An 18900-nucleotide genomic window follows, 5' to 3' on the forward strand; every position below is an offset into this window, starting at 1 on the left:
GCTCAGCGTTTCCGGCGCCTCCGTCCAGCACACCGGTTCCGGAATGAACTGAATGCGGTATTTGCGCCTAGCGTCACGCATATGGCGGTGCAGCTTGATGACGAGGTCCAGGTCCTCGCCCATCGAACCTCTGGTGAAGCCGCCCACCGCCACCACTTCTGCGCGGCGGAACACGCCGAAAGCGCCGGAGACCAGCATCAGCGTGTTGATGCGGCTCCAGGCAAGCCGCGCCATGAGGAAGGCGCGCAGATATTCGACCACCTGGAGCAGCGGCAGCAGGCGGCGCGGCAGATGGATCTCGCGCACCCTGCCCGCTTCGATTTTCGAGCCGTTGGCGATTCGGATCGTGCCGCCGACGGCGATGGTGCGCTCGGGGTCGTCGATGAAAGGCTGAGCGGCGCGCATCAGCGCATCGGGCTCGAGGATGGAGTCGCCGTCGATCGCGCAGAAGAGCGGCGCGCGGCAGACATTGATGCCGGCGTTCTGGGCGTCGGCCTTGCCGCCATTCTCCTTGTCGACCACGAACAGCCGCTCGGTCATCGGCGAGGAATAGAGGCCGCGGATCGGCTTGTGCGCGAGCGCCTCCTCATAGGGCCGATGGAACTTCACCAGCCTGAAGGCCTCGATCAGGCGCTGCAGCGTCTGGTCCTTCGAGCCGTCATTGATGACGATCACCTCGAAATTTGGATATTGGAGCGCGAGCATGGAATGGACGCTCTCTACCACGTTCAACGCCTCGTTATAGGCGGGCACCAGCAGCGCGATCGGCGGCGCGACGTCGCCATAACGGTGCCAGAGCAGCGCCGAGCGCGCCACCGGCGGGCGCTTGGAAAGCGCATAGCCCGCGACGGCGAGCTGCAGGAAATAGATCGTCGTCTGCGCCAGCCCCGCCCCGATGATGAACCAAGACAGGGTGGTGGCGGCAAGAACGATCTCGTGGCTCCAGTCGGCGATCATAAGGCCGGCCCCTCGGCAAGAACGAGCGAGGCGGTGCGCTGGCTGCGCGAGACCTCGCTGTCGGAAATCTCGCGCAGCAGCCGCTCTCCCGGCTGGCCGAAGGAGCGCAGCGCATTGGCGGCGGCATAGCGCACGTTCCACGCCTCATCGTCCATCAGCCTGGCCAGTGGCGGGGCGAGTTCAGACAGGCCGAGCCGGCCAGCGGCATCGGCGGCGGCGCTGCGCACGTCCCAGTTGCCGTTTGCCATTGCGGTCGCCAGGATCGCCGGCGCGTCGGCGTGTCCTGTGAGGCCGAGCGCGCGCAGCGCCGCGGCGGCAATCTCGGGCGATGCGTCGCCGGCCAGGCGGGCGAAGAAATCGGCGAAGCGAAAGCCGCCGGCGCGGGCAAGCGCGTCGATCGCGGCCGCTCGAATGAAGGGCACGGCGTCAACACGCGCGGCATGGTCCGCGAGCTGGTGGAGGCGCGCCGGCGGAAAGCGCCTGAAAAGCTCGATCAGGCGCCGCGAGCGCTGCCCCGCCACGCCGATCTTGCGCAGCGCAATGCCGAGCGGCGGCAAGCTGCCGAGATCGCAGAGCGAGATGGCGACGGCGATCCTGACCTCGCGCGAACGGTCGTGGTCGAGCGCCGAAAGCAGGCTTGCCACCGCACCTTCCGAACGCAGCGCCGCCAGCATCTCGGCCGCGTGTATGCGATCGGCCACGTTGCCTTTTTCCAGCTGCCTGCCGACAAGGGCCGGCAGGCCGCATTCGTTGAAGGCGGAAAGGACGTCGTCATGCTCCTCGCCGCGCAGCAGCGAAATGAACTCGAACCCGGCATTGATCGCCACGCCCGCCGGGACCACGAGCACCGCTGCCTTCAGGACCTCGCGGTCGCGGTGCTCGGTGAAGGCGATCAGCGTCGTCAGAAGCTGGCGCCGCTGGTCGGCCCCAGCCCTGCCCCAGCGCTCCTGCAGCACGCGGCGCGCGATCAGGAACAGCATGATTACCAGGGAAAGAGCGGTGAGCAATATGGATAGATCCCAGATGTACCACATGGTCAGAACCGCGCGGTCAGTCCGAGCCCGAATATGCCTCGGTCGAATGTCGGGCGTTGCTCATGCGCGATGCTGGCGCGCAGCGTCAGCGGGTCGCTGACGTCCCAGGAAATGCCGCCGAAGACGGTGCGCGTCGGCACCAGCGTGCCATTGGAGATTTCGGGGGCGTCCGCGTAGCCGCCGAACAGATTGAAGCGCTGTGTCACCGCAAGGTCGGCGCGAAGCACATAGCCGTCCGCGCGCGTGCCGATATCGTCCTGCACATGCACCCAGCGGGCGGAAAGCCCAAGGCGGCCGTCGAGGACATAGCCTTGCACCCAGGGCGAGATGCTGGTGACATTTGTGTTGGCGAAATTGTCGTAGCGGGCGTCGATGTTCAGAGACAACGGGCCGAACGCCTTTGCCGGCGTCACGAGCTGCCACGAAGCGCCGGCGCCGATCGAATAGCGCGCCAGGAAGTCGGCGTCCGGCGTCGTCGCCGCCAAAACATAGGCGGAGAATGCCGGCGAGAAGGCCTGATCGATGCGGCCCTCGACCTGGACGTCGGTGTGGCCAAAGCGGGTGGCCAGCCGCGCACGGCCGGAAATCGTCGTGCGCGGCGACAGCCGATAGGCAAGGCCGGCCGAACTGTCGGTCCAGTCGCCGAGACCATCGGTGAGATCGCTCACCTCGCCGCCGAGGTCGAGTCGCCATTTGCGCGGCGGCGGCACGGCCAGCCTTTGCTCGACATCGGCAGAACCTGGCTCGATGGCGAGCGCTTGGCGATAGGCTTCCCGCGCGGCGTCGTCGTCACCCTCGGCGCGGCGCACATCGCCGAGCCCGACCAGCGCGTCGGCGTTGCGCGGATCGGCCGCAAGCACGCGCTGAAACGACTGCCTGGCGCGCCTGTAGTCGACCTCGAGCAGAGCAATTCTCGCATCCAGGTCGAGCGCCTCGACATTGTCCGGCGCCGAGGCAAGCACGCCGTCGACCAGCGCCCGGGCGCGCGGCGCATCGCCCTGCCAGATCGCCAGGCGCACCTTGCCCAGCCGCGCGTCGAGAAGGCCGGGCTTGATTGCAAGCGCGCGGTCGAAGAAATGCCCCGCCTTGTCGAAGCGCCGGCTGGAGCCGACGACAAGGCCAAGGGCGACCAGGATGTCGGTGTTCTTCGGCGCCTGCCTCAGCGCCCGGCGATAGACCGTCTCCGCTTCGGGCAGCTTTCCCGCCGCCCGCAGGCGCCTGCCCTGCTCCATCAGGCCGGCGAAGGGATCGGGCCGCCGGCTGGCCGGTTCCTTTGCCCGCGCCGGAACCGCGGGAGCCCGTTTCGCCTCGCTGCCGGCAGCCTGCTTCGCCTTGCGGATGTTCTCGACAAGCGCTGCGGCGTCGGCATTGCCGGGATCGGCCAGCGCGACCTTCTCGGCGAGCGGCAGCGCGGCATCCGGATTGCCGGAGCGGAACTCGACCTCGGCCATGCCGAAGCTGGCGTCCCGATAGGTCGGGGCAAGGGACAGCGCCCTGGAAAAGGCCTGCCGGGCGGCCGGCAGATTGTCGCGGCCGAGCTCGGCGAAGCCGAGTTGCACCAGGGCGTCGGCATTGTCGGGCTTGAGCGCCAGCGCGCGCCGGAAAAGGTCCGCCGCCTCGTCGAAATGCTGCGCTTGCCTGGCCTTGACGCCGGACGCGTAGAGCTCGTCGACCGTCTGCGCCAGCGCGGCGCCGGGAGGCGCGGCGATCGCCAGGATCAGGCATACGGCCAGAGCTGTGCGCCGGCTGCGCCTCATCAGCGTTTCCCGCTCTTGCGCGAGATCAGACGCGCGAGCCGGGCCAGAAGCTCCTCGGGGATGAATGGCTTCACCAGGTAGTCGTCGGCTCCTTTCTCAAGGGCCGAGACAATGTCCCTTTCAGCCTTGCGGGCGGTCAGCATGATCACTGGAGTTTCCGACAGAGCCGGATCGGCTTTGAGGCGGGCCAGTACCTCCAGGCCGTCGGCCTTGGGCATCATCGCGTCGAGCACAATGATGTCGGGGCGGTCCTGCTCCGCCTTCGCCAGCGCTTCGGCCCCGTCCACCGCCTTGATGACCTCGTATCCTTTCGCCCTCAACCTGAATTCCATCAGCTCGAGCAACAAGGGATCATCATCGCAGATCAGAACTCTTGCTTTCGCTCCATCCACCAGTCCTGCTCCGGTTCCGTCGCCCCCCGGAGTGATCAACCCATGAACCGACATCCGCCAAAGTGGTCCATGCCAGAAATTCCGCGCAGCTTTCCCCGCGCCCGCCAACGCCGCGCGATCATAGATAAAGCTGATTCGCGACGGTTGCATTTCGATACAATCACTAGATGAATATCGGCCCATGGTATAGGAGCCGCAAACGGCAAACCGCGCTTGCCGACAGCTTCTTGCCGCCGCCTTCCCCTGGCGCGTCTAGGCCGGGCCATCGCGCTGCGGGAGCAGCTTTCTCACTTCACCTGCAAGCGCCAGCGGATCGAAGGGTTTGGCGATAACCCCTACGGCTCCCATGGCGAGATAGCGCTCCACCTCATGCGTCTGGGTGCGCGCCGTGATGAACACCACGGGGATTGAGGCCGTCAGCGGCGAATCGGCCAGGCGCCTCAGCGTTTCAGGCCCATCCATATCCGGCATCATCACATCGAGCAGGATGAGGTCGGGCTGCCAATCGGCGGCATCGGTTAGCGCCTCGATGCCCGAAGAGCAGGATCGCACCTCGAATTCCGAATCGAGCTCGAGCGACATCTGGGCGATTTCGCGGATATCGTTCTCGTCATCCACATACAAGATCCTTGCCGGCATCATCGTCACTCCTTGCCAGGGGTCGGCGCGCTGCCGTCGCGAGAAGCGATCAGCATGCTTCTGACCAGCTTCGCGACATCGATTTCGGAGGCCCTGGTCTTGGTCATGATCGCCTGCACCCGGTCGCCGAGTTTCTGGTCGAGTTCCGCCGCCGAAAACACGATGACCGCGGTCTCGAGTGGCAGATCGACGAGGAGGTCGAGGCCAGATCCGTCGGGAAGTGCGATGTCCAAGATGACCAGGTCGAAGCGATGGCGAGCGACCGCCTGCCGGGCTTGCTGCAGCGTCTTTGCGGATGTGATCGAGACGCTCGAACCGAGCCCCTCCGACATCACCGCAAGCACGCCCTCATCGTCTTCGACATGCAGAATCTGCGGCTTCGGCTCGATCCTGCGGCCGACGATCTTGGCGAGAGCGGCGTGAAGCCGTTTCGAATCCACCGGCTTCTCCAGCCAGTCGACGATGCCGACGGCGCTGCCGTTCAGCGAGCGCCTGGCCTCGTCGGCGACAGCGGAGATGACGATGACCGCAATGTCGGAATTGGCCGGTGATGCCCTGATCTCGTAGAAGAGCTTGATGCCGGATTCCTCCGCTAGCTTGATGTCGAGCGTCAGCGCCACGTAGTCGCGGGAGCTCAGGAGCGCCTTGGCGGTGTCGATATCGGGCGCGACGTCGCTGGAAAAGCCTTCAGCATCGAGAAGTGCTGCGATCACCGCAGCGACGTCGGGCTCGTCCTCGCAGATGAGGACACGCAGGCGGCCATCGCGCTTGCGCGCCCGGCGCTCGACCAAAACCGGCTTCTCGGCCTGCCTGTGCGCTTCGGGAAGCTCGACGTGAAACGCTGTTCCCTTGCCTTCCTCGGTTTCGAAGGAAACAGCGCCGCCCAGCTTTTCGGCGATAGCCTTGACGATGCTCAAGCCCAGGCCGGTGCCGCCTATCTTACGCGTGCTGGAGGCGTCCGCCTGCTCGAACTTGCCGAATAGGCGGCTGCGGAACGCCTCGGGGATGCCGGCGCCCTGGTCCACCACGGAGATGCGCAGCATGTCGCGGTCATGACGCTGGAGTTTCACCGTGACGGTGCCATCGGTGTGCGAGAACTTGATCGCATTCGACAGCAGGTTCGCCATCACCTGATGCAGGCGATCCGGATCGATGTTGGCCTCGGCGCGCGGGGCATCGTCGACCAGAACGATCCTGATCCGACTGTCGGCCATGTAGTTGGAACTGGCGGCAATGGCCTGCTCCAGGACCTGACGGACAGGCATCTGCTTGATCTTGAAGGTGATCACGCCTGATTCGATCTTCTCCATATCCAGGATGTCGTTGATGAGAAGAACCAGCCTTTCGCTATTGGTGTGGGCGATGTTGACGAGATTGGCGGCCTTGGGCGGCAGTTCGCCCGCCACGCCGGCCGCGATCAGACCAAGCGAGCCGCGGATGGAGGTCAATGGGGTCCGCAATTCGTGGCTGACCGTGGAAATGAAATCGTTCTTGAGCTGGGCGGTGCGCTTCTGCTCGGTGATGTCGCGGTTGTAGGTGATGACGCCGGCGATCTTGCCGGCCTCGTCGCGGAAAGGCGTTTTCAGCGTGTAAAGCCAGCCCTGCCTGCCGTCCGGTAGGAGAGCGGGCTGGTCGATGCGCAATGTCTGCCCGGCCTCCAGCGCGCCCGTTTCATCCTGCCTGAAGCGCTCGGCCACGTCCTTGGGGTAGAAATCGAAATCCGTCTTGCCGATAAGGTCCTCGACCGAGGCGGCGCGCACCAGTTCGGCGGTGGCTGGATTGGCCGCGATGAAGCGGCCGTCGACATCCTTCATGTTGAGGCTATCCGGCAGCTCGCGGACCATGGCCCGGTAGATCATGTTGGACATGGCGAGATCTCGCCGCCGCTGCTGGCGATCGACCAGAACGCCGATGATGAAGGTGCTGAGGAAACGGAACACCAGCGACGGGAGCGTGCTCTGCTGCACAAAGCCGGCGACGACTTGCGGGGGGATGATCAGAAGGGTGATCAGCCCGGCAAGCGCGACCGACACGCCCAGGCCAAGTATGTCGAACATGGTGCGCGACCGGGCCGCCACGATGTGGTGCCATGCCAGACCGACGACGGCGGTGATCAGGATGCTCACGATGCCGACGCTGGCACCCTGCCCGCCAAGATAGAGGCGATAGGCAATGGACCCGGCGGTGGCGATGAACAACGCCGGCCACCCGCCGAAGAACGCGGCGGCTCCGACAAAAGCGGCCCGCAGATCGACGACGAAGCCGGAGACGGACAGAGCCGTCGCCATGGAAATGATCGCGCCCGCGCACATGACCAAGCCGAGAAGCAGCGACTGTACCCGCTGCGGGAGACGCCCCGTGAAATCCGCCACAAGGTCCCAAGCGACGACCAGGATGGAGACGAGGGCAAGATTGGCGAGGAGTGAGTGCCAGATCTCGGTCATGACTTTCCGGCTCCTTTTACCGATAGATATCGGCAAAACCTATCCAAGCTCTAAAAAGGGTGCGCGCTAGCCGACAGTGTCGGACCGATAGCAGCCCGACGGGACGATTTGGCAGGCGTCTTAGTTGCTGCACGCTCCTCGGGCATCTCTTTGGCTCAGGCTCCAGCTTCGGTATTGACTATTGGTTGTTCTCCGGCGTCTGCTTCCGAGCGGAGGCAAAAGACGCCCCTATGGCCGTCATTAGGCGCAAAGCGGCCCTCCGCGACGCCAATCCAGCGTCCAGTCCTGCATACGCGCTACGCTCATACCCACCCCGTGTCTCCGCAGTCTTCGTGACGGGAGCAGCTATTGGCGCGCCCGACCGAATCGTAATCGCATCAGGATGAAAGGACCCATGGTAGCCGATGCCCGCTCGTGCGCAGCGCCCGCTTGTCGGACAGGATGCCGCCCTCGAACTGGTCGAATATCGACGGGTGAACCCGTCTAAGATGCCGTTGGTGTCCAGTTTTGGACGTGCTTCGGCGATTGTCGTGTGAAGCTTTTTTGATCATGCCATCGAGCCCTTCTGGAACTGGCCGGCGCGAATGCGCTGATAGGCCGATTCCGTCGCCGGCGGCGACATTGATCGGCGCATCGGTGCCGGCCTTGCCGGCCGCTGCGAGCGAAGGTCCCATGAAGTCGAAGTAGAGATCGTTGATCGCCAGCGAATGCGTCCAGGCTTCGCCGTATTTCTGCAGCAGCGACGTGGTCAACTGCGGCATGCGCTGGGAGGTCTCGGCAATCGGCGTGTCGACATATTCGAGCGCAAGCCGGCAGGCGTGCTTGCGGAACGCAGGCCCGTCGCCGATCACGTGATCGCTGAAGCGTAGGCCAGGCATGTCGGTCGAAAACAGGCCTTCCGGTCGCGCTTTGCGATCGATGAGTGGAAGGTTCGCAATGCTCTCTCCGTTCAGGAACAGAAGATCGAAAGCAAAGAAGGCAAGATCGCCCGTGCGGCCCTCGTCCATAGCGGCCTGCAGGCGGCTGAAGGAGGTGACGCCGTCTGCCCGAACGGCGCACAGCTCCCCGTCGACATATGCCTCTTTCACCGGGAGCGGGCGGAGGGCCGCTATCGTCGCTTGATAGCGATGCGACCAATCGAGGCCGGTGCGGGTGAGCAACCGGATGTCGCTGCTGTCGATCCGCGCGTGCATGCGGTATCCGTCGTACTTGATTTCGTGAAGCCAACCGGGGCCGTCGGGCGCTTCGTCGACCAGGCGCGTCAGCTGAGGCTCGATCCATTTCGGCGGATGTGTTTTATTCGGCTTTGTGGGATTCACCGTCTTCCGCGCCAATTGAGATAAAGCGTCGTCATGCGGGCCAGACTACCACATGATGGACGGGATATCCGCTGCAGCTTCTATCGGAAATCCCGCGTCTTCACCTTGATGCGGTCGATGTGCGCATAGGGATCGACGATATCGCGCGCTTTCGGCATGCCGCGCGGATCGACGCCCGATCCCCCATGATGGGCCTCGTCACCACGGCCGTGTGGCAACGGAAATGGCGTGTCGCGGTTCCCGACGCTGGCGAGTTCGGCCGAAACAGGAGCCAATCGAGATTGGGATCGGCCTGCACTATGGCGAGGTGGTCGTCGGCAACATCGGCCATGCCCAGCGCCTCGAGTTCACGGTGCTGGGCGACGCAGTCATCGTCGCCAGCCGGCTCGAGCGCCTGACCCGCCATACCGGCACAAGGCTGATGATCAGCGACGACTTGGTGCGCGCCGTGCAATCCCGCGGTCATGAGCCGTCTGTAATCATCAAAGACTTGCGGCCCGACCAGACGCGCACGGTACGCGGAAGGCAACGGCCAGTCGCGGTCTGGTGCTTGCATGAGACAGCTGACAGGCTCGGGGCGGATACATAAACTGCCGGCTACCGCCCAAATCAGCGTGCCACGGAGTAAATTCGCTGCAGCTGGAAACATCGGCCCGCAGCCGTTGTTCGGACGCGAGGGCTGGTGCCGCCTGTAGCGGCGGCGACCTCCGCTCCATCCGGTCCTTCCCGGTTCGCATGCTCCGTCGCGGATGAATCCCGCTCTAGCAAGGGGCCAGACATGACCAGTTATGATTGACGAGGCGAGAGCTGCTGGCAGGCACAGCGGTGACTGGCGTCGCTCTTGCGGGAGTAAACCTCATGCCTGAATTTGCGGCGGCGGCCGCGCAAGACACCGGCGCCGGCTCCGCTCGATCTGGTGCTGCGCATCAACGGAACCGAGCAAAGGCTATCCCTCGACCCGCGAACGACCCTGCTCGACGCCCTTCGGGAGCACCTGCATCTCACAGGATCGAGGAAAGGCTGCGGCCTGGGCAGTGCGACGCGTGCACAGTGCTGATGGACGGCAAACGCGTGAAAATCGTGCCTCTTGCTCGCTGCCTTGGCGGAGGGGCGTGAGATCACCATCGAGGGTCTGCGCCCCGGGCGAGGAGCTTCATCCGCTGCAGGCCGCCTTCATCGAACGCGATGCCTTCCAGTGCGGCTATTGCACGCCCGGGCAGATCATGTCCGGTGTCGCCTGCATCGAAAATTCCTCACAGGTGGAAGTCTCCTCGTATCCGTCGTGCAGGATGGCCGTGAGGCGCCCATCGCCCGCAGCGCCGAGGGCCACCCGCTAACCTCCGGTTCGCTCGGGTCGATTCCGGGCGGTCACCGAAAGTCCGCTTTGGAAAAGCGTCGGGAATGTCAAGAAGTGGCGCGTCCCGCTGGTTCAAACACCTGGGCTGCGGAACGCCAGAAACGAGCGTCGAAAGGCTGGGTGGGGTGGTGGAGAGCGGAAATTCCGATCCGTCGACGAACTGGACAAAGAACTGGAGCGGCGCGGACATGCCTTCGTCCGTTATGCCGACGATCTGAACGTCTACGGTCGCACGCAGCGCTCGGGCGAGCGGGTGATGCAATCCCTGCGCAAGCTGCTTGCCAAGCTGAAGCTGCGGGTCAATCAGACCAAGAGCAAGGTGGAGCGCGCCACGGCATCGAAGTTCCTCGGCTTCCCGTTCTGGGTCGCCGGGGGACGGAACATCCGGCGACGGGTAGCGCCACAGGCCATCGGACGCATGAAGGAGAAGGTGCGCATGCTGACCCGGCGCAATGCCGGTCGCAGCCTCGCGCAAATATGCAAGCCGCTCAGGGTCTATCTCGTCGGCTGGAAGGCTTACTTCCGGCTTGCCGACCCCGAGCGTGTTCGCCGACCTCGACGGCGGGTTCGCCACCGCCTGCGGGCCATACAGCTCAAGCACTGGAAGCGGGGTTCGGTCATTTACCGCGAGCTGATTGCTCGCGGCATGCCGGACCACGCGGCCAAGCGTTGGAACGCGCATTGGCAACTTCCGATGTCAAAATATCGGCCGCCATCCCGTGGGGTTCCATAGTGTCCATCACTTTCTAATACATGGGGGGCGGCGTATCCTGCTGCACAGCGCGAGATTTTCGGCCAGCATTTCTTCAGTGCGTTGAAGCGCGAGCTCGGTCCGGTGAATGCGCTGCCTGGCACCGCTTCTTGCGCAAGGCGCTTGCGCGGCATGGCCGGCCGGATCGCATCGCCGTTTGACAGATGAAGCCGTTCGCCTGTTCCGGCGCTGTTTTGACAGGGCGCGCATTGGTCATTCGGCCCATCGCGCTTTTCTGCGGCCCGCCGTTTCGCGTTTGGCCGCCACCAGGTCGCGGTGTTCGCTGAAGAAGTACTCGACCGTGTCGCCGACGCTGTCGATGGCACGGTAAAGATACATCCAGCGACCGCGAACCTTGATGTAGGTCTCATCGACATGCCACTTGCCGGTGACGGTCCGCTTGCGCCGGTTGAAGCGCTCCAGCAGTTGCGGCGAGAAGCGGACGACCCAGCGATGCACTGTGGAATGATCGACACTCAAGCCGCGTTCGGCCATCATCTCTTCCAGATCGCGCAGGCTGAGAGTGTAGGCAAGATACCAGCGTACGCACAGCAGGATCACCGACTGGTCGAAATGACCGCCCTTGAACATGACAAGCTCCTCGGCAATTGAAGAGCCTTCATGCCTCATGCGGTCTTGACGGAGAGTTTGCGACGGAACCGATAATCATGCCAGGCCATTGGAACTTAAACGAGAATCAGCGCCAGCAACTTGCCGGCATCGCATTTGCCGAAGGTGCGTGTGAAACTCAAAGGAAGCACGGCCTTCACGATAATGCGATGGCATTTAATTTGAGAATCCGAACTTCCAGGTTCTCAAATTAAGTGCCAATCCTGACCGAAACGACTGCATTCTTACGGTTAACTGCCAAGCGACACGAGGTCCAGTTCGGCGAACTCGCCGGAAAATCCAAAAATGCCGCCGTGAAGGAGTTCGCCCGCAACATGGTCCACGACCACACGGCTACCAACGACAGGCTGAAGTCGCTCGCCGAGGCCAGCAAGATCCCGCTCCCGGCAGGGCTCGACAGCGATCACAAGCAAATGCACGCCAGGCTCGAAAAGCTCACCGGTGCCGATTTCGATCTCGCCTACATCAGCGGCCAGATTTCGACCATCAAAGACAGTGCAGCTTCTCGAATGGGAGATCGGTTCCGGCCAGGATGCCGACATCCAGCACTTTGCCTCGGACGTCTTGCCGACGGGGCTGGAGCATCCGCGGATGACGCGCGACATCAGGGCGAAGCTGGTGAACCCATCGCTCGCCGACGCCGCTTTATGCCCGACTACGAAATAATGTTCGTGCGATCCATCCTGCGGCCGGAACAATCCTCGTCGCTCGTGGTTTGGATGCCACCAAACAAGGAGACCTCTGATGTCTGAATCGCGCGAATGGATGATCCAGTGGCTGAGAGATGCCCACGCGATGGAAGAGCAGGCGGAGACGATGCTGTCTGGACAGTTGAGCCGCATCGAGAGCTATCCGGAGCTGAGCGAGCGCATCCGCCTTCATCTCGAAGAAACAAGGCAACAGGCTTCCCGGCTGAAGACCTGCCTCGACCGTATCGATGAAGGATCGTCCACCGTGAAGGACGCGGGTGGCAAGCTCATGGCGCTCGCCCAATCCATCAGCGGCGTGTTCGCCGGCGATGAGGTGATGAAGGGCTCCCTCGCCAGCTACACTTTCGAGCACATGGAAATCGCCTCCTATACAATCCTCATCGCGGCGGCCAACGCCGAGGGCGAGACCGAAATCGTGCAGGCCTGCGAGCAGAACCTCCGCGAAGAGGAGGCAATGGCGGAGTGGCTGAAGAGCCGTCTTGGCCAGACAACCCAGACGTTCCTGACGCGGGCCGCCGCCGACAGCGACAGCGCCAAGCGGTGATGGCCGGGTTGGTTAGCGCGAGAAAGGCGACCCGCTCCTGACAGCCGGGACACTGGGTCGTCCAGGCTGCTCTTCCGTAGTTCTGGAGTTCCGGCGCTGAATTGTCGCCTAGTCGACCGCCGCGTGCTCCTCAAGCCGTCGCTGATACGCAATACCTACCGCAGCCGCGATGGCTAAACCCGCGGCACCAAGAAGGAGCTTGTCTCGCGTCTCCTGATCGCTCAGTGCGCCCTGGACAGCAGATGACGCTTGACCGGCGGCAGCGGCTGCCCCCTCGGCGGCCTCGCTGCCGGCCTGCCGCAATTCGTCGAGCAGATTCGGCGTCTTGGCGCCCAAATTCCGCACCTTCTCTTTGACGGCGCCAGCCGCTTCCTCCGCATGTTCCTTCACTGTTTCGGCCGTCTTGGCGCTCATTTCGCCGACCTTCTCTGCCAGCTCGACGGATTGCTCCTTCAAGCGCTCTCTGGCGAAAGCGAGATGATCGACCTGCCCGTCCAAGCCCGGCTGAATTGAAGGCGTACGCAACAGGCTGAATAGTCCTGCTCCGATCAACGCGGTCGCGATTGGCGGACGGTGAAGGAACCGCCACGCGAGACCAGCCCCAATTACCAATGCGGCGCCAGGATTCGCGGCAGCCTTTGCCTTGAGATCCTCGATGATCTCCAGCGCCGTCAACTGCGCGGTCGATCTGGCTTTCGCGACCAGCGCATCCTTGGCCTCGAGCGCCTCTTGCTTCAGTTCGTCGGTAAACTCGGACACCGTATTTGGCGAGCGCAGCGTCGACAAATCTTCCGCGAGCCTTGCGCGGGCTGCCTCAACGTCGTGTTCGAGTTGGCGGAGATTTGCCTCGCCCATCACGAACCTCGCTTTCCGCTGGACTGACCGGATCTGCCGGACCGGGAAGCACCCGGCCGTTGTGACTGATCCGAATTGGCCGATTTATCTGTCGACCAGCCCATGCTACCCGGGGCCGATTGGCCGCGCGATACGCCTGAGGTCGCGGACGGCGACTCAGCCGACCCGGCTTGCTGTTCGCCCGACAAGGTGCTGCCGAACTCGCCAGCCACGTCGCTCACGACATCCTTGAGGCCATCAGCATTAAGGCCGCGCTCCTCGGCAGCGGTCCTGAGCCTTTCGCGCGCCTTCACCGTCGACTCCTTCAACCGTTCGCCGACTTTCTCGGCGCTGTTCGTCAACTGCTCTCCAGCTGGGCCGAGTGTCCGCTTTTCAAAATCCGTGGGGCGGAAGGCTGCAGCGACAGCTGCCCCTGTGGCGAGGCCGAGCAGCGCCAGCGTCAGTGGCTGCTCTTCGACTACGCGGTTCACCGTCTCTTGGAAAGTTGATTGGGCTCGTCGCGCGACCCGCTCCGATGTCTCAGTGACGTTGCGTCGCGCCTCGTCAACGTATTCCGACGCGGACGAAGCGTAAGCGCTGGCCGTGGCCGCGACCTTGCCGCCGAGGTCCGAGGCATGCTCCCGTGCATTGTCTGCCGTCTCCGAAGCGTCCTCAATGCTTTTCCACCGGCGCCCCTGGCCGGCGGTGTTCGAAGACCTTGGGTGAACGCTTCGCTGGCCCTTGCTTCCGCGGGTTTCGTCAGCGTGATCAAAGCCGCCGCTGGCCCATGCCCCCCCGCGGCGCATCAACAGCGCGCAGCCGGCTGCAACGAGAAGAAGACCTTCCGGGTTGTTTTTGGCGGCGCCGATGAGCCATTCCGCCGTTCCGATGTTGGTCGTATGCGCTTCGCGGCTCATGTTAGATGCTCCTTGGTTATCGATATATCCTGTTTGATCTGATGGATTGATCGCGTGGGCGTCATCTCCTTTTGCGCATCCATGCGGCCCTTGTAGTAGGCGAGCGCTCCAGCTGCGGCCACGACGCCGGCAACGATCAGGCAGGACCAGTGCATTACGATCCCAAAGCTAGCTATCCAGAAGACGACGGCTTGCACTGTCAGCAATCCAGCGATCAGCCCAAGCACCCCGGCAGCGGACATCCAGATGCCGGCCCGAAGCTTGGCAAAAACGTTTTCAGACAGCTCCGCCCGGGCCAGCCGCAGCTCCTTTTGCACGAGGTCGGCAAGATCCGCCGCGGCGTCGGATAGTGCTCGTGGGAGCGTGGAATTCTTGAGCTGATCATGTGCCATTAAATTCGCTCGCTGCTTGCCGGTTGCGCCCGCGCACGGGCTCATTGGAGCGCGACGACGCCGGCGACGCGCTCTTCAGCGTCCGAAATGTCAAGAACCCCGCAAGGGCAGCAAGCCCGAAAACCAATCCGGGCTGGCGCCTAGTCAAATCGGAGGCGGCGCGGACCAGCTGATCGACCGACTGGTCCCGCAGATCGTCTGCGTAACCATCGATCCTGTTCGCAAACGTACGAACCACACCGGCGACTAAGGGCGCGCTTTCGTCGAGGTCCTCGGCTGCGCGTTTCGTCGAACTCGCGAGCTGGCCCATCACCTCGGCACTGCTGCCGACCTGACGGTCTAGCATTTCCTTCACCTGGTTGGTAACTGTTGACGCACTATTCGAGGCCGCCTGCTTGGCCGTATCAACTGCTTGTTGAGCCATGTCGGAGGCTTTCGAGACCGCGTCGCTCACGGTTGCCCCAATGTCCTTGTTTGCAATGTCCTCAACAGGTGTTTTGGTCGCGGATTCTCGTTCCTTGTTTTGGCTGTTCATGGTTTCCTCCATTGACAGGCAAAACTGCGGCAAAACCCTTTAGTTCCGTGGAGCTGCTCAAAGAAGCTACCCTTGCGCGCGGATACGTCTCAGCACAGACCAAAGTGCTTCCACGAAATCCCGGCTGTTTCATAGGAGTCAACTATCACCGGTCTCGCTTCGCGATAATTGAGCTATCGGCAGCGATCCTTGTGGCAGCCCGGACCAAGGGGCGGTATTTCGCCGTCCAGTCATGCCCCCAGCGGTAGGGTCTCAGTTTGAAGCGGCTGTGGGTGGAAGCGGACTGCTGAGACCGGGATCTAGCGGCTTGCCCCGCCACCAAAAGCCATTCGAAACCCAAGGGCAACGATGAAGAAGGCTGCGATCCGCTGCTGCCAAAGCTTCACGCGGGGCCGCGTCGTGATCCACGAACCGATGCTGCCCGAAGCCATGGCATAAGTTCCCAATACTAACGCGCCCGTCATTTTCTGGGTTTCGTCTAACAGGAGCTGTTGCAGGCTCACGGGCCCTCCATGCGGATCAACAAATTGAGGAGGAGGCGATCATGAAGGTGTTGGGCCAAGGGTTCACTAGGTTTGCGATCATTCCTTCCCGGGCTGCCGCAAGTCGACTGACTTGACGTGGGTCCTGCTGGGCTGCGGGCTTGCCGAACGTGAAGATCAGCCGTAGTCCTAGCCGAACGAGATAGGCTGCTCCCATCCATTGGAGCGTCGCGAATGCAAACGGGGACGCTCGCACGAGCTAGGAACGCCGACCGCGATAAGGGGAAGTTGCATCACGCCCGCGCCGGCTGTCGTCCCAGCCCAACTCAGCGCCCTGTCCAATCCACGCGCCATCACCAGCATGTTATCAGACCTCGATGGCATCTGCAGTATGATGACCGTTCGAACGAATGTTATCCAGATCGCGGGATCGATGAGCTTTCTCCTTTCGTAGTTGGACCCCTTGACCGAACTATAGCGTCCGCGTCGCTGGTCAACGACCGACATCGACACTGGCGAACGTCCGCACGTGGCGGTAAGTCGGGTCGTCAAGCCGAAATTCAAACTGAGACACCACGCCCCGGCGGGTTAAGAAGCGGAGGCCGTCGGCGTCTTTTATGATCTGCGTGCGGTAGCCGTCGAACTTGGCCGCGTGAATTCAATCTTTACCCTCGGGAGGATGGTCAACCCAGGGTCGGCATCTGAACCCCACGCCACAGGTGCGAACTAAATCGCGACCGCCCGACTTAGGTTGCGGAACATTTTAGCAAAATTGAATGTTTAGTGGAAGTGACAGCTATCGGAGCTTGGCCCGCCGATTGTCAACAGACGGCACGGAACAGCCGCCGAGCATGAGGCCTGCCATTTCTATATCTGCCCACGGTGCGGACAGGCTGTGGCATGCGCGACCTGCGCCAGGTGGTCTGGCACCAAAAGATCGAGCACGAGCCGCTTGAGATGGAGGCTTAGGCCATGCCCGCGAGTATGAAAGTCGACGATGAAGTTTCGCTCTCCATCACAATTCTGAAGGTTTTGGACAACGGCATGTCGAGCGTGAGCATACCCTCTTACAGCTTCCCCTTTTCAATCGACACACCGACCAGAGCAAAGGCCGGCCAGGAGGTCGACATCACAGGATTTGTGAGGCGGATCGATGACGCGAAGGGCAGGTTGACGGTTCGGATCGAAGGCGGAGGGCTCGTCAGTGCCGATATCGAAGCAGTATCACGTGGGCCGGCAGCGACAGTCCGCAAGTCTCGGTGACATCCAAACCGACCCCATCACGCCTGTGCGCTCCCCGTTTTGCTGCAACCAGTCGCCGGCTCGCGCCTCGACAGCCGCTTCGTCCGCAGCCGGCGGTTTGGCGTTCGAAGCGCTATTCACGAGTGATCGGGGCCGGAAGTTCTGTTTGTGTAAACCCTCGTTCTCCGCGACTTGATGCGCTTTCGGCGCCGCTCCGTTCGGCCGAGCGGCCCAGCGTGTCGGCCATCGCGGCACCTCGCGCGCCGATCGGCTGCGGCGCGCCGGTTGTGGTGTCCTTGGCCGTCTGGTGTTCCATCTCGGAGTTGAGCTCGGCTCCGACGATCAGGATCATGACTGAGATCCAGGTCCACATCATGAAGCCGATGACGGCGCCGAGCGTCCCGTACGTCGCGTTATAGTTGGCGAAATTCTCGAGATAGAAGGAAAACCCGATCGAGGCGGCAAGCCACACGACCGTCGCGAGGCCGGCGCCCCAAGTCAGCCACCGCCACGTCGCTTTCTCGCGGCTGGGACCGTAGCGGTAGATAAGCGTGATACCTGCCGCCACCGCGACCAGCATCACGGGCCAGCGCAGGATTTTTATCAGTGTCTCCGTCCAGCTGCCCAGATTGAGGAGCGCGAGCGCCGCAGGGACAAGCCCGACCGAGACCAGGAACGCGATGCCGATGAAGATGGCGCCGAGCGTGAAGGCCAAGGCCAGCAGATTCAACCGGACGACGCTGCGCTTTTCGGTCTCCTCATAGGCGATGTTCATGGCTTCGAAGATGATCTTGATGCCGTTGTTGGCGCTCCAGAGCGCGACGGCGAGGCCCAAGATAAAGCCGAAGGTCAAAGCGCCGGTATTCTGTTGGGCAAGGGACCCAAGCTGTGACCGGATAAGATCGAGCCCGCCCGACGGTAGAACGCCGCCGAGGAAAGCGATGTGCTCGGCGATTGTTTTGGGATCGGCGACGAAGCCGTAAATCGAAACGAAGGCGGCAAGTGCAGGAAACAGCGCCAGAAGCAGGTAGAACGTGGTTCCTGCTGCGATCAGTGGGACTCGGTCATCGCTTACTTCAGCTATCACCCGCCAAAGGATGTCTTTCCAGCCTTTGGTCGGAATCTGCGTGGGCCGCACCGCATCTCGCCCGCGGCCCTGCTGCTGCGCCCGCCGCCCGCTATGCACCTGTTTTGCGTGGAAATTGTTGGGCTTCTCGTTTGCCATGGCTCCGGTCCGCCTGTCTATTCGTCATGTAACGTGCAGGTCGGCCAAAGGATGCAAGCTGCAACTGCCGAGACCCCGCGCGCGGCTCTACTTCGCGGTCGGTCATGAACGCCTCTCGATGGCCGTTTTGGGTATACCTCATGGCATCTCGCTCAGAATTAGGGCAAGCGGATAGCCCCATAGGCTGGGTCAGAAATACGCCGCAGCAACCGTTTGGTTGTGGTGGTAGCGAAACTGCCCATTGTCGGACGGTGCAAAAATCAGACGCAAAACAGTCGCTTTAATCTTTAATCCGGGACTTTTGCGAAAACCAGGCCGCCGGAATCGACGCTAAGCGGAAGCTCGCTTGCTCCGGGTCAATTCACCGCCATGACCCTGAGCTGCCCTTCAGTCCAGTCTCGCCGTTGCCCGCAATTAACCCATCTCGGCCATTCGCGGCATAGCCAGAATGACTGAGTTTTACCCTAGTCTTCCTCCCGAAAATCCTGCAGCGAGGCATGGCGCAGATTCTCCTCGCCTGAAGGAATAATCACTTGCGGCCGAGGAATATGAAACGTGCGGTGCGCCCCGCCGCAGCGACAGCCTTCGCTATTCCTTCTTGTCGACCAGCGCCCGTAGTGCCGAGACGTCATGCAACAATAACCTGCTGCCGCGCTTTTCGATCAGGCCTCTCTTGGCGAGGTCGCTCATTTCGCGCGAGACCGCTTCCCTGTGCGTGCTCATCGTTGCCGCCAGCTCG

Annotated in this window: 20 protein-coding genes and 2 pseudogenes; 6 read left to right on the forward strand and 16 right to left on the reverse strand. The window is 62.7% G+C overall.

The window, feature by feature from the left end; translation table 11 throughout:
• The 8 genes from NKI54_RS35075 to NKI54_RS35110 all read right to left on the reverse strand — a co-directional run.
• Positions 1-957, reverse strand: a 957-nt coding sequence (locus tag NKI54_RS35075; RefSeq protein WP_352694366.1) for a glycosyltransferase family 2 protein, incomplete at its 3' end; no start/stop codon positions are given.
• Positions 954-1991 (reverse strand): HEAT repeat domain-containing protein, encoded by a 1038-nt coding sequence (locus tag NKI54_RS35080; RefSeq protein WP_352694368.1) that lies wholly within the window; start codon positions 1989-1991, stop codon positions 954-956. The genes NKI54_RS35075 and NKI54_RS35080, both read right to left, overlap by 4 nt.
• Positions 1992-1993: 2 nt before the next feature.
• The gene (locus NKI54_RS35085) at positions 1994-3748 is read right to left on the reverse strand and encodes a YaiO family outer membrane beta-barrel protein (protein WP_352694370.1); all 1755 of its coding nucleotides are present in this window, start codon (positions 3746-3748) and stop codon (positions 1994-1996) included.
• Positions 3748-4290 (reverse strand): response regulator transcription factor, encoded by a 543-nt coding sequence (locus tag NKI54_RS35090; RefSeq protein WP_352694372.1) that lies wholly within the window; start codon positions 4288-4290, stop codon positions 3748-3750. The genes NKI54_RS35085 and NKI54_RS35090 overlap by 1 nt, the downstream gene beginning before the upstream one ends.
• A gap of 102 nt (positions 4291-4392) precedes the next feature.
• Entirely contained in the window at positions 4393-4779 is a 387-nt protein-coding gene (locus NKI54_RS35095; protein WP_352694374.1) for a response regulator, read from the reverse strand.
• 5 nt (positions 4780-4784) lie between these two features.
• Positions 4785-7223 carry a hybrid sensor histidine kinase/response regulator gene (locus NKI54_RS35100; protein ID WP_352694376.1) on the reverse strand — a complete coding sequence of 813 codons (2439 nt, stop codon included), beginning with the start codon at positions 7221-7223 and terminating at the stop codon, positions 4785-4787.
• A 377-nt stretch (positions 7224-7600) separates the two neighbouring features.
• The gene (locus tag NKI54_RS35105) at positions 7601-8542 is read right to left on the reverse strand and encodes an ATP-dependent DNA ligase (RefSeq protein WP_352694378.1); all 942 of its coding nucleotides are present in this window, start codon (positions 8540-8542) and stop codon (positions 7601-7603) included.
• 80 nt (positions 8543-8622) lie between these two features.
• Positions 8623-8760, reverse strand: coding sequence for a hypothetical protein (locus tag NKI54_RS35110; RefSeq protein WP_352694380.1), 138 nt, complete (start codon positions 8758-8760; stop codon positions 8623-8625).
• A 5-nt stretch (positions 8761-8765) separates the two neighbouring features.
• On the opposite strand from NKI54_RS35110, the gene NKI54_RS35115 reads away from it, so the two are divergent.
• The 3 genes and pseudogenes from NKI54_RS35115 (at position 8766) to NKI54_RS35125 (ending at position 10632) form a co-directional block, all read left to right on the forward strand.
• Complete coding sequence (locus NKI54_RS35115; protein WP_352694382.1) at positions 8766-9131, forward strand: adenylate/guanylate cyclase domain-containing protein; 366 nt, start codon at positions 8766-8768, stop codon at positions 9129-9131.
• A 279-nt stretch (positions 9132-9410) separates the two neighbouring features.
• Positions 9411-9879 (forward strand): annotated as a pseudogene (locus tag NKI54_RS35120) ((2Fe-2S)-binding protein).
• A 180-nt stretch (positions 9880-10059) separates the two neighbouring features.
• A complete protein-coding gene (locus tag NKI54_RS35125) occupies positions 10060-10632 on the forward strand; it encodes a group II intron maturase-specific domain-containing protein (protein WP_352694397.1) in 573 nt (190 codons plus the stop codon).
• Between the two features lie 270 nt (positions 10633-10902).
• On the opposite strand, the pseudogene NKI54_RS35130 reads toward NKI54_RS35125, so the two are convergent.
• Positions 10903-11241: pseudogene (locus NKI54_RS35130) on the reverse strand (IS6 family transposase); the annotation flags it as partial.
• A 233-nt stretch (positions 11242-11474) separates the two neighbouring features.
• Between NKI54_RS35130 and NKI54_RS35135 the strand changes: the two are divergent.
• Together NKI54_RS35135 and NKI54_RS35140 are read left to right on the forward strand one after the other, a co-directional pair.
• The gene (locus tag NKI54_RS35135; RefSeq protein WP_352694383.1) at positions 11475-12032 is read left to right on the forward strand and encodes a DUF4142 domain-containing protein; all 558 of its coding nucleotides are present in this window, start codon (positions 11475-11477) and stop codon (positions 12030-12032) included.
• Positions 12025-12534, forward strand: coding sequence for a ferritin-like domain-containing protein (locus NKI54_RS35140; protein WP_352450349.1), 510 nt, complete (start codon positions 12025-12027; stop codon positions 12532-12534). The genes NKI54_RS35135 and NKI54_RS35140 overlap by 8 nt, the downstream gene beginning before the upstream one ends.
• Positions 12535-12642: 108 nt before the next feature.
• Here NKI54_RS35140 and NKI54_RS35145 read toward each other — a convergent pair whose 3' ends face one another.
• The 5 genes from NKI54_RS35145 to NKI54_RS35165 form a co-directional block, all read right to left on the reverse strand.
• Positions 12643-13389: a hypothetical protein gene (locus NKI54_RS35145; protein ID WP_352694385.1), complete on the reverse strand. Its 747-nt coding sequence runs from the start codon at positions 13387-13389 to the stop codon at positions 12643-12645.
• Positions 13389-14285 (reverse strand): hypothetical protein, encoded by an 897-nt coding sequence (locus NKI54_RS35150; RefSeq protein WP_352694387.1) that lies wholly within the window; start codon positions 14283-14285, stop codon positions 13389-13391. The genes NKI54_RS35145 and NKI54_RS35150 overlap by 1 nt, the downstream gene beginning before the upstream one ends.
• Positions 14282-14722 carry a phage holin family protein gene (locus NKI54_RS35155; RefSeq protein ID WP_352694389.1) on the reverse strand — a complete coding sequence of 147 codons (441 nt, stop codon included), beginning with the start codon at positions 14720-14722 and terminating at the stop codon, positions 14282-14284. Before NKI54_RS35155 ends, NKI54_RS35150 begins: the two co-directional genes overlap by 4 nt.
• Positions 14667-15212 (reverse strand): hypothetical protein, encoded by a 546-nt coding sequence (locus NKI54_RS35160; protein WP_352694390.1) that lies wholly within the window; start codon positions 15210-15212, stop codon positions 14667-14669. The genes NKI54_RS35155 and NKI54_RS35160 overlap by 56 nt, the downstream gene beginning before the upstream one ends.
• Positions 15213-15511: 299 nt before the next feature.
• Positions 15512-15715, reverse strand: coding sequence for a hypothetical protein (locus NKI54_RS35165; protein WP_352694392.1), 204 nt, complete (start codon positions 15713-15715; stop codon positions 15512-15514).
• A gap of 963 nt (positions 15716-16678) precedes the next feature.
• Between NKI54_RS35165 and NKI54_RS35170 the strand changes: the two genes are divergently transcribed.
• Positions 16679-16957: a hypothetical protein gene (locus NKI54_RS35170; RefSeq protein WP_352694393.1), complete on the forward strand. Its 279-nt coding sequence runs from the start codon at positions 16679-16681 to the stop codon at positions 16955-16957.
• A 112-nt stretch (positions 16958-17069) separates the two neighbouring features.
• On the opposite strand, the gene NKI54_RS35175 is transcribed toward NKI54_RS35170, so the two are convergent.
• Entirely contained in the window at positions 17070-18161 is a 1092-nt protein-coding gene (locus NKI54_RS35175; protein WP_352694395.1) for a YihY/virulence factor BrkB family protein, read from the reverse strand.
• A 588-nt stretch (positions 18162-18749) separates the two neighbouring features.
• Positions 18750-18896, reverse strand: coding sequence for a helix-turn-helix domain-containing protein (locus tag NKI54_RS35180; RefSeq protein WP_352694399.1), 147 nt, complete (start codon positions 18894-18896; stop codon positions 18750-18752).
• Positions 18897-18900 lie beyond the last annotated feature (4 nt).

Source organism: Mesorhizobium sp. M0663, from assembly GCF_040320585.1.
Lineage (GTDB): Bacteria > Pseudomonadota > Alphaproteobacteria > Rhizobiales > Rhizobiaceae > Mesorhizobium.

Coding starts and splice junctions, on each gene's coding strand:
- NKI54_RS35170 (WP_352694393.1), top strand. CDS start 16,679: ATGAAAGTCGACGATGAAGTTTCGCTCTCCATCACAATTCTGAAGGTT.
- NKI54_RS35085 (WP_352694370.1), bottom strand. CDS start 3,748: ATGAGGCGCAGCCGGCGCACAGCTCTGGCCGTATGCCTGATCCTGGCG.
- NKI54_RS35100 (WP_352694376.1), bottom strand. CDS start 7,223: ATGACCGAGATCTGGCACTCACTCCTCGCCAATCTTGCCCTCGTCTCC.
- NKI54_RS35115 (WP_352694382.1), top strand. CDS start 8,766: ATGGCGTGTCGCGGTTCCCGACGCTGGCGAGTTCGGCCGAAACAGGAG.
- NKI54_RS35140 (WP_352450349.1), top strand. CDS start 12,025: ATGTCTGAATCGCGCGAATGGATGATCCAGTGGCTGAGAGATGCCCAC.
- NKI54_RS35090 (WP_352694372.1), bottom strand. CDS start 4,290: ATGCAACCGTCGCGAATCAGCTTTATCTATGATCGCGCGGCGTTGGCG.
- NKI54_RS35155 (WP_352694389.1), bottom strand. CDS start 14,722: ATGAGCCCGTGCGCGGGCGCAACCGGCAAGCAGCGAGCGAATTTAATG.
- NKI54_RS35160 (WP_352694390.1), bottom strand. CDS start 15,212: ATGAACAGCCAAAACAAGGAACGAGAATCCGCGACCAAAACACCTGTT.
- NKI54_RS35095 (WP_352694374.1), bottom strand. CDS start 4,779: ATGCCGGCAAGGATCTTGTATGTGGATGACGAGAACGATATCCGCGAA.
- NKI54_RS35150 (WP_352694387.1), bottom strand. CDS start 14,285: ATGAGCCGCGAAGCGCATACGACCAACATCGGAACGGCGGAATGGCTC.
- NKI54_RS35080 (WP_352694368.1), bottom strand. CDS start 1,991: ATGTGGTACATCTGGGATCTATCCATATTGCTCACCGCTCTTTCCCTG.
- NKI54_RS35145 (WP_352694385.1), bottom strand. CDS start 13,389: ATGGGCGAGGCAAATCTCCGCCAACTCGAACACGACGTTGAGGCAGCC.
- NKI54_RS35175 (WP_352694395.1), bottom strand. CDS start 18,161: ATGGCAAACGAGAAGCCCAACAATTTCCACGCAAAACAGGTGCATAGC.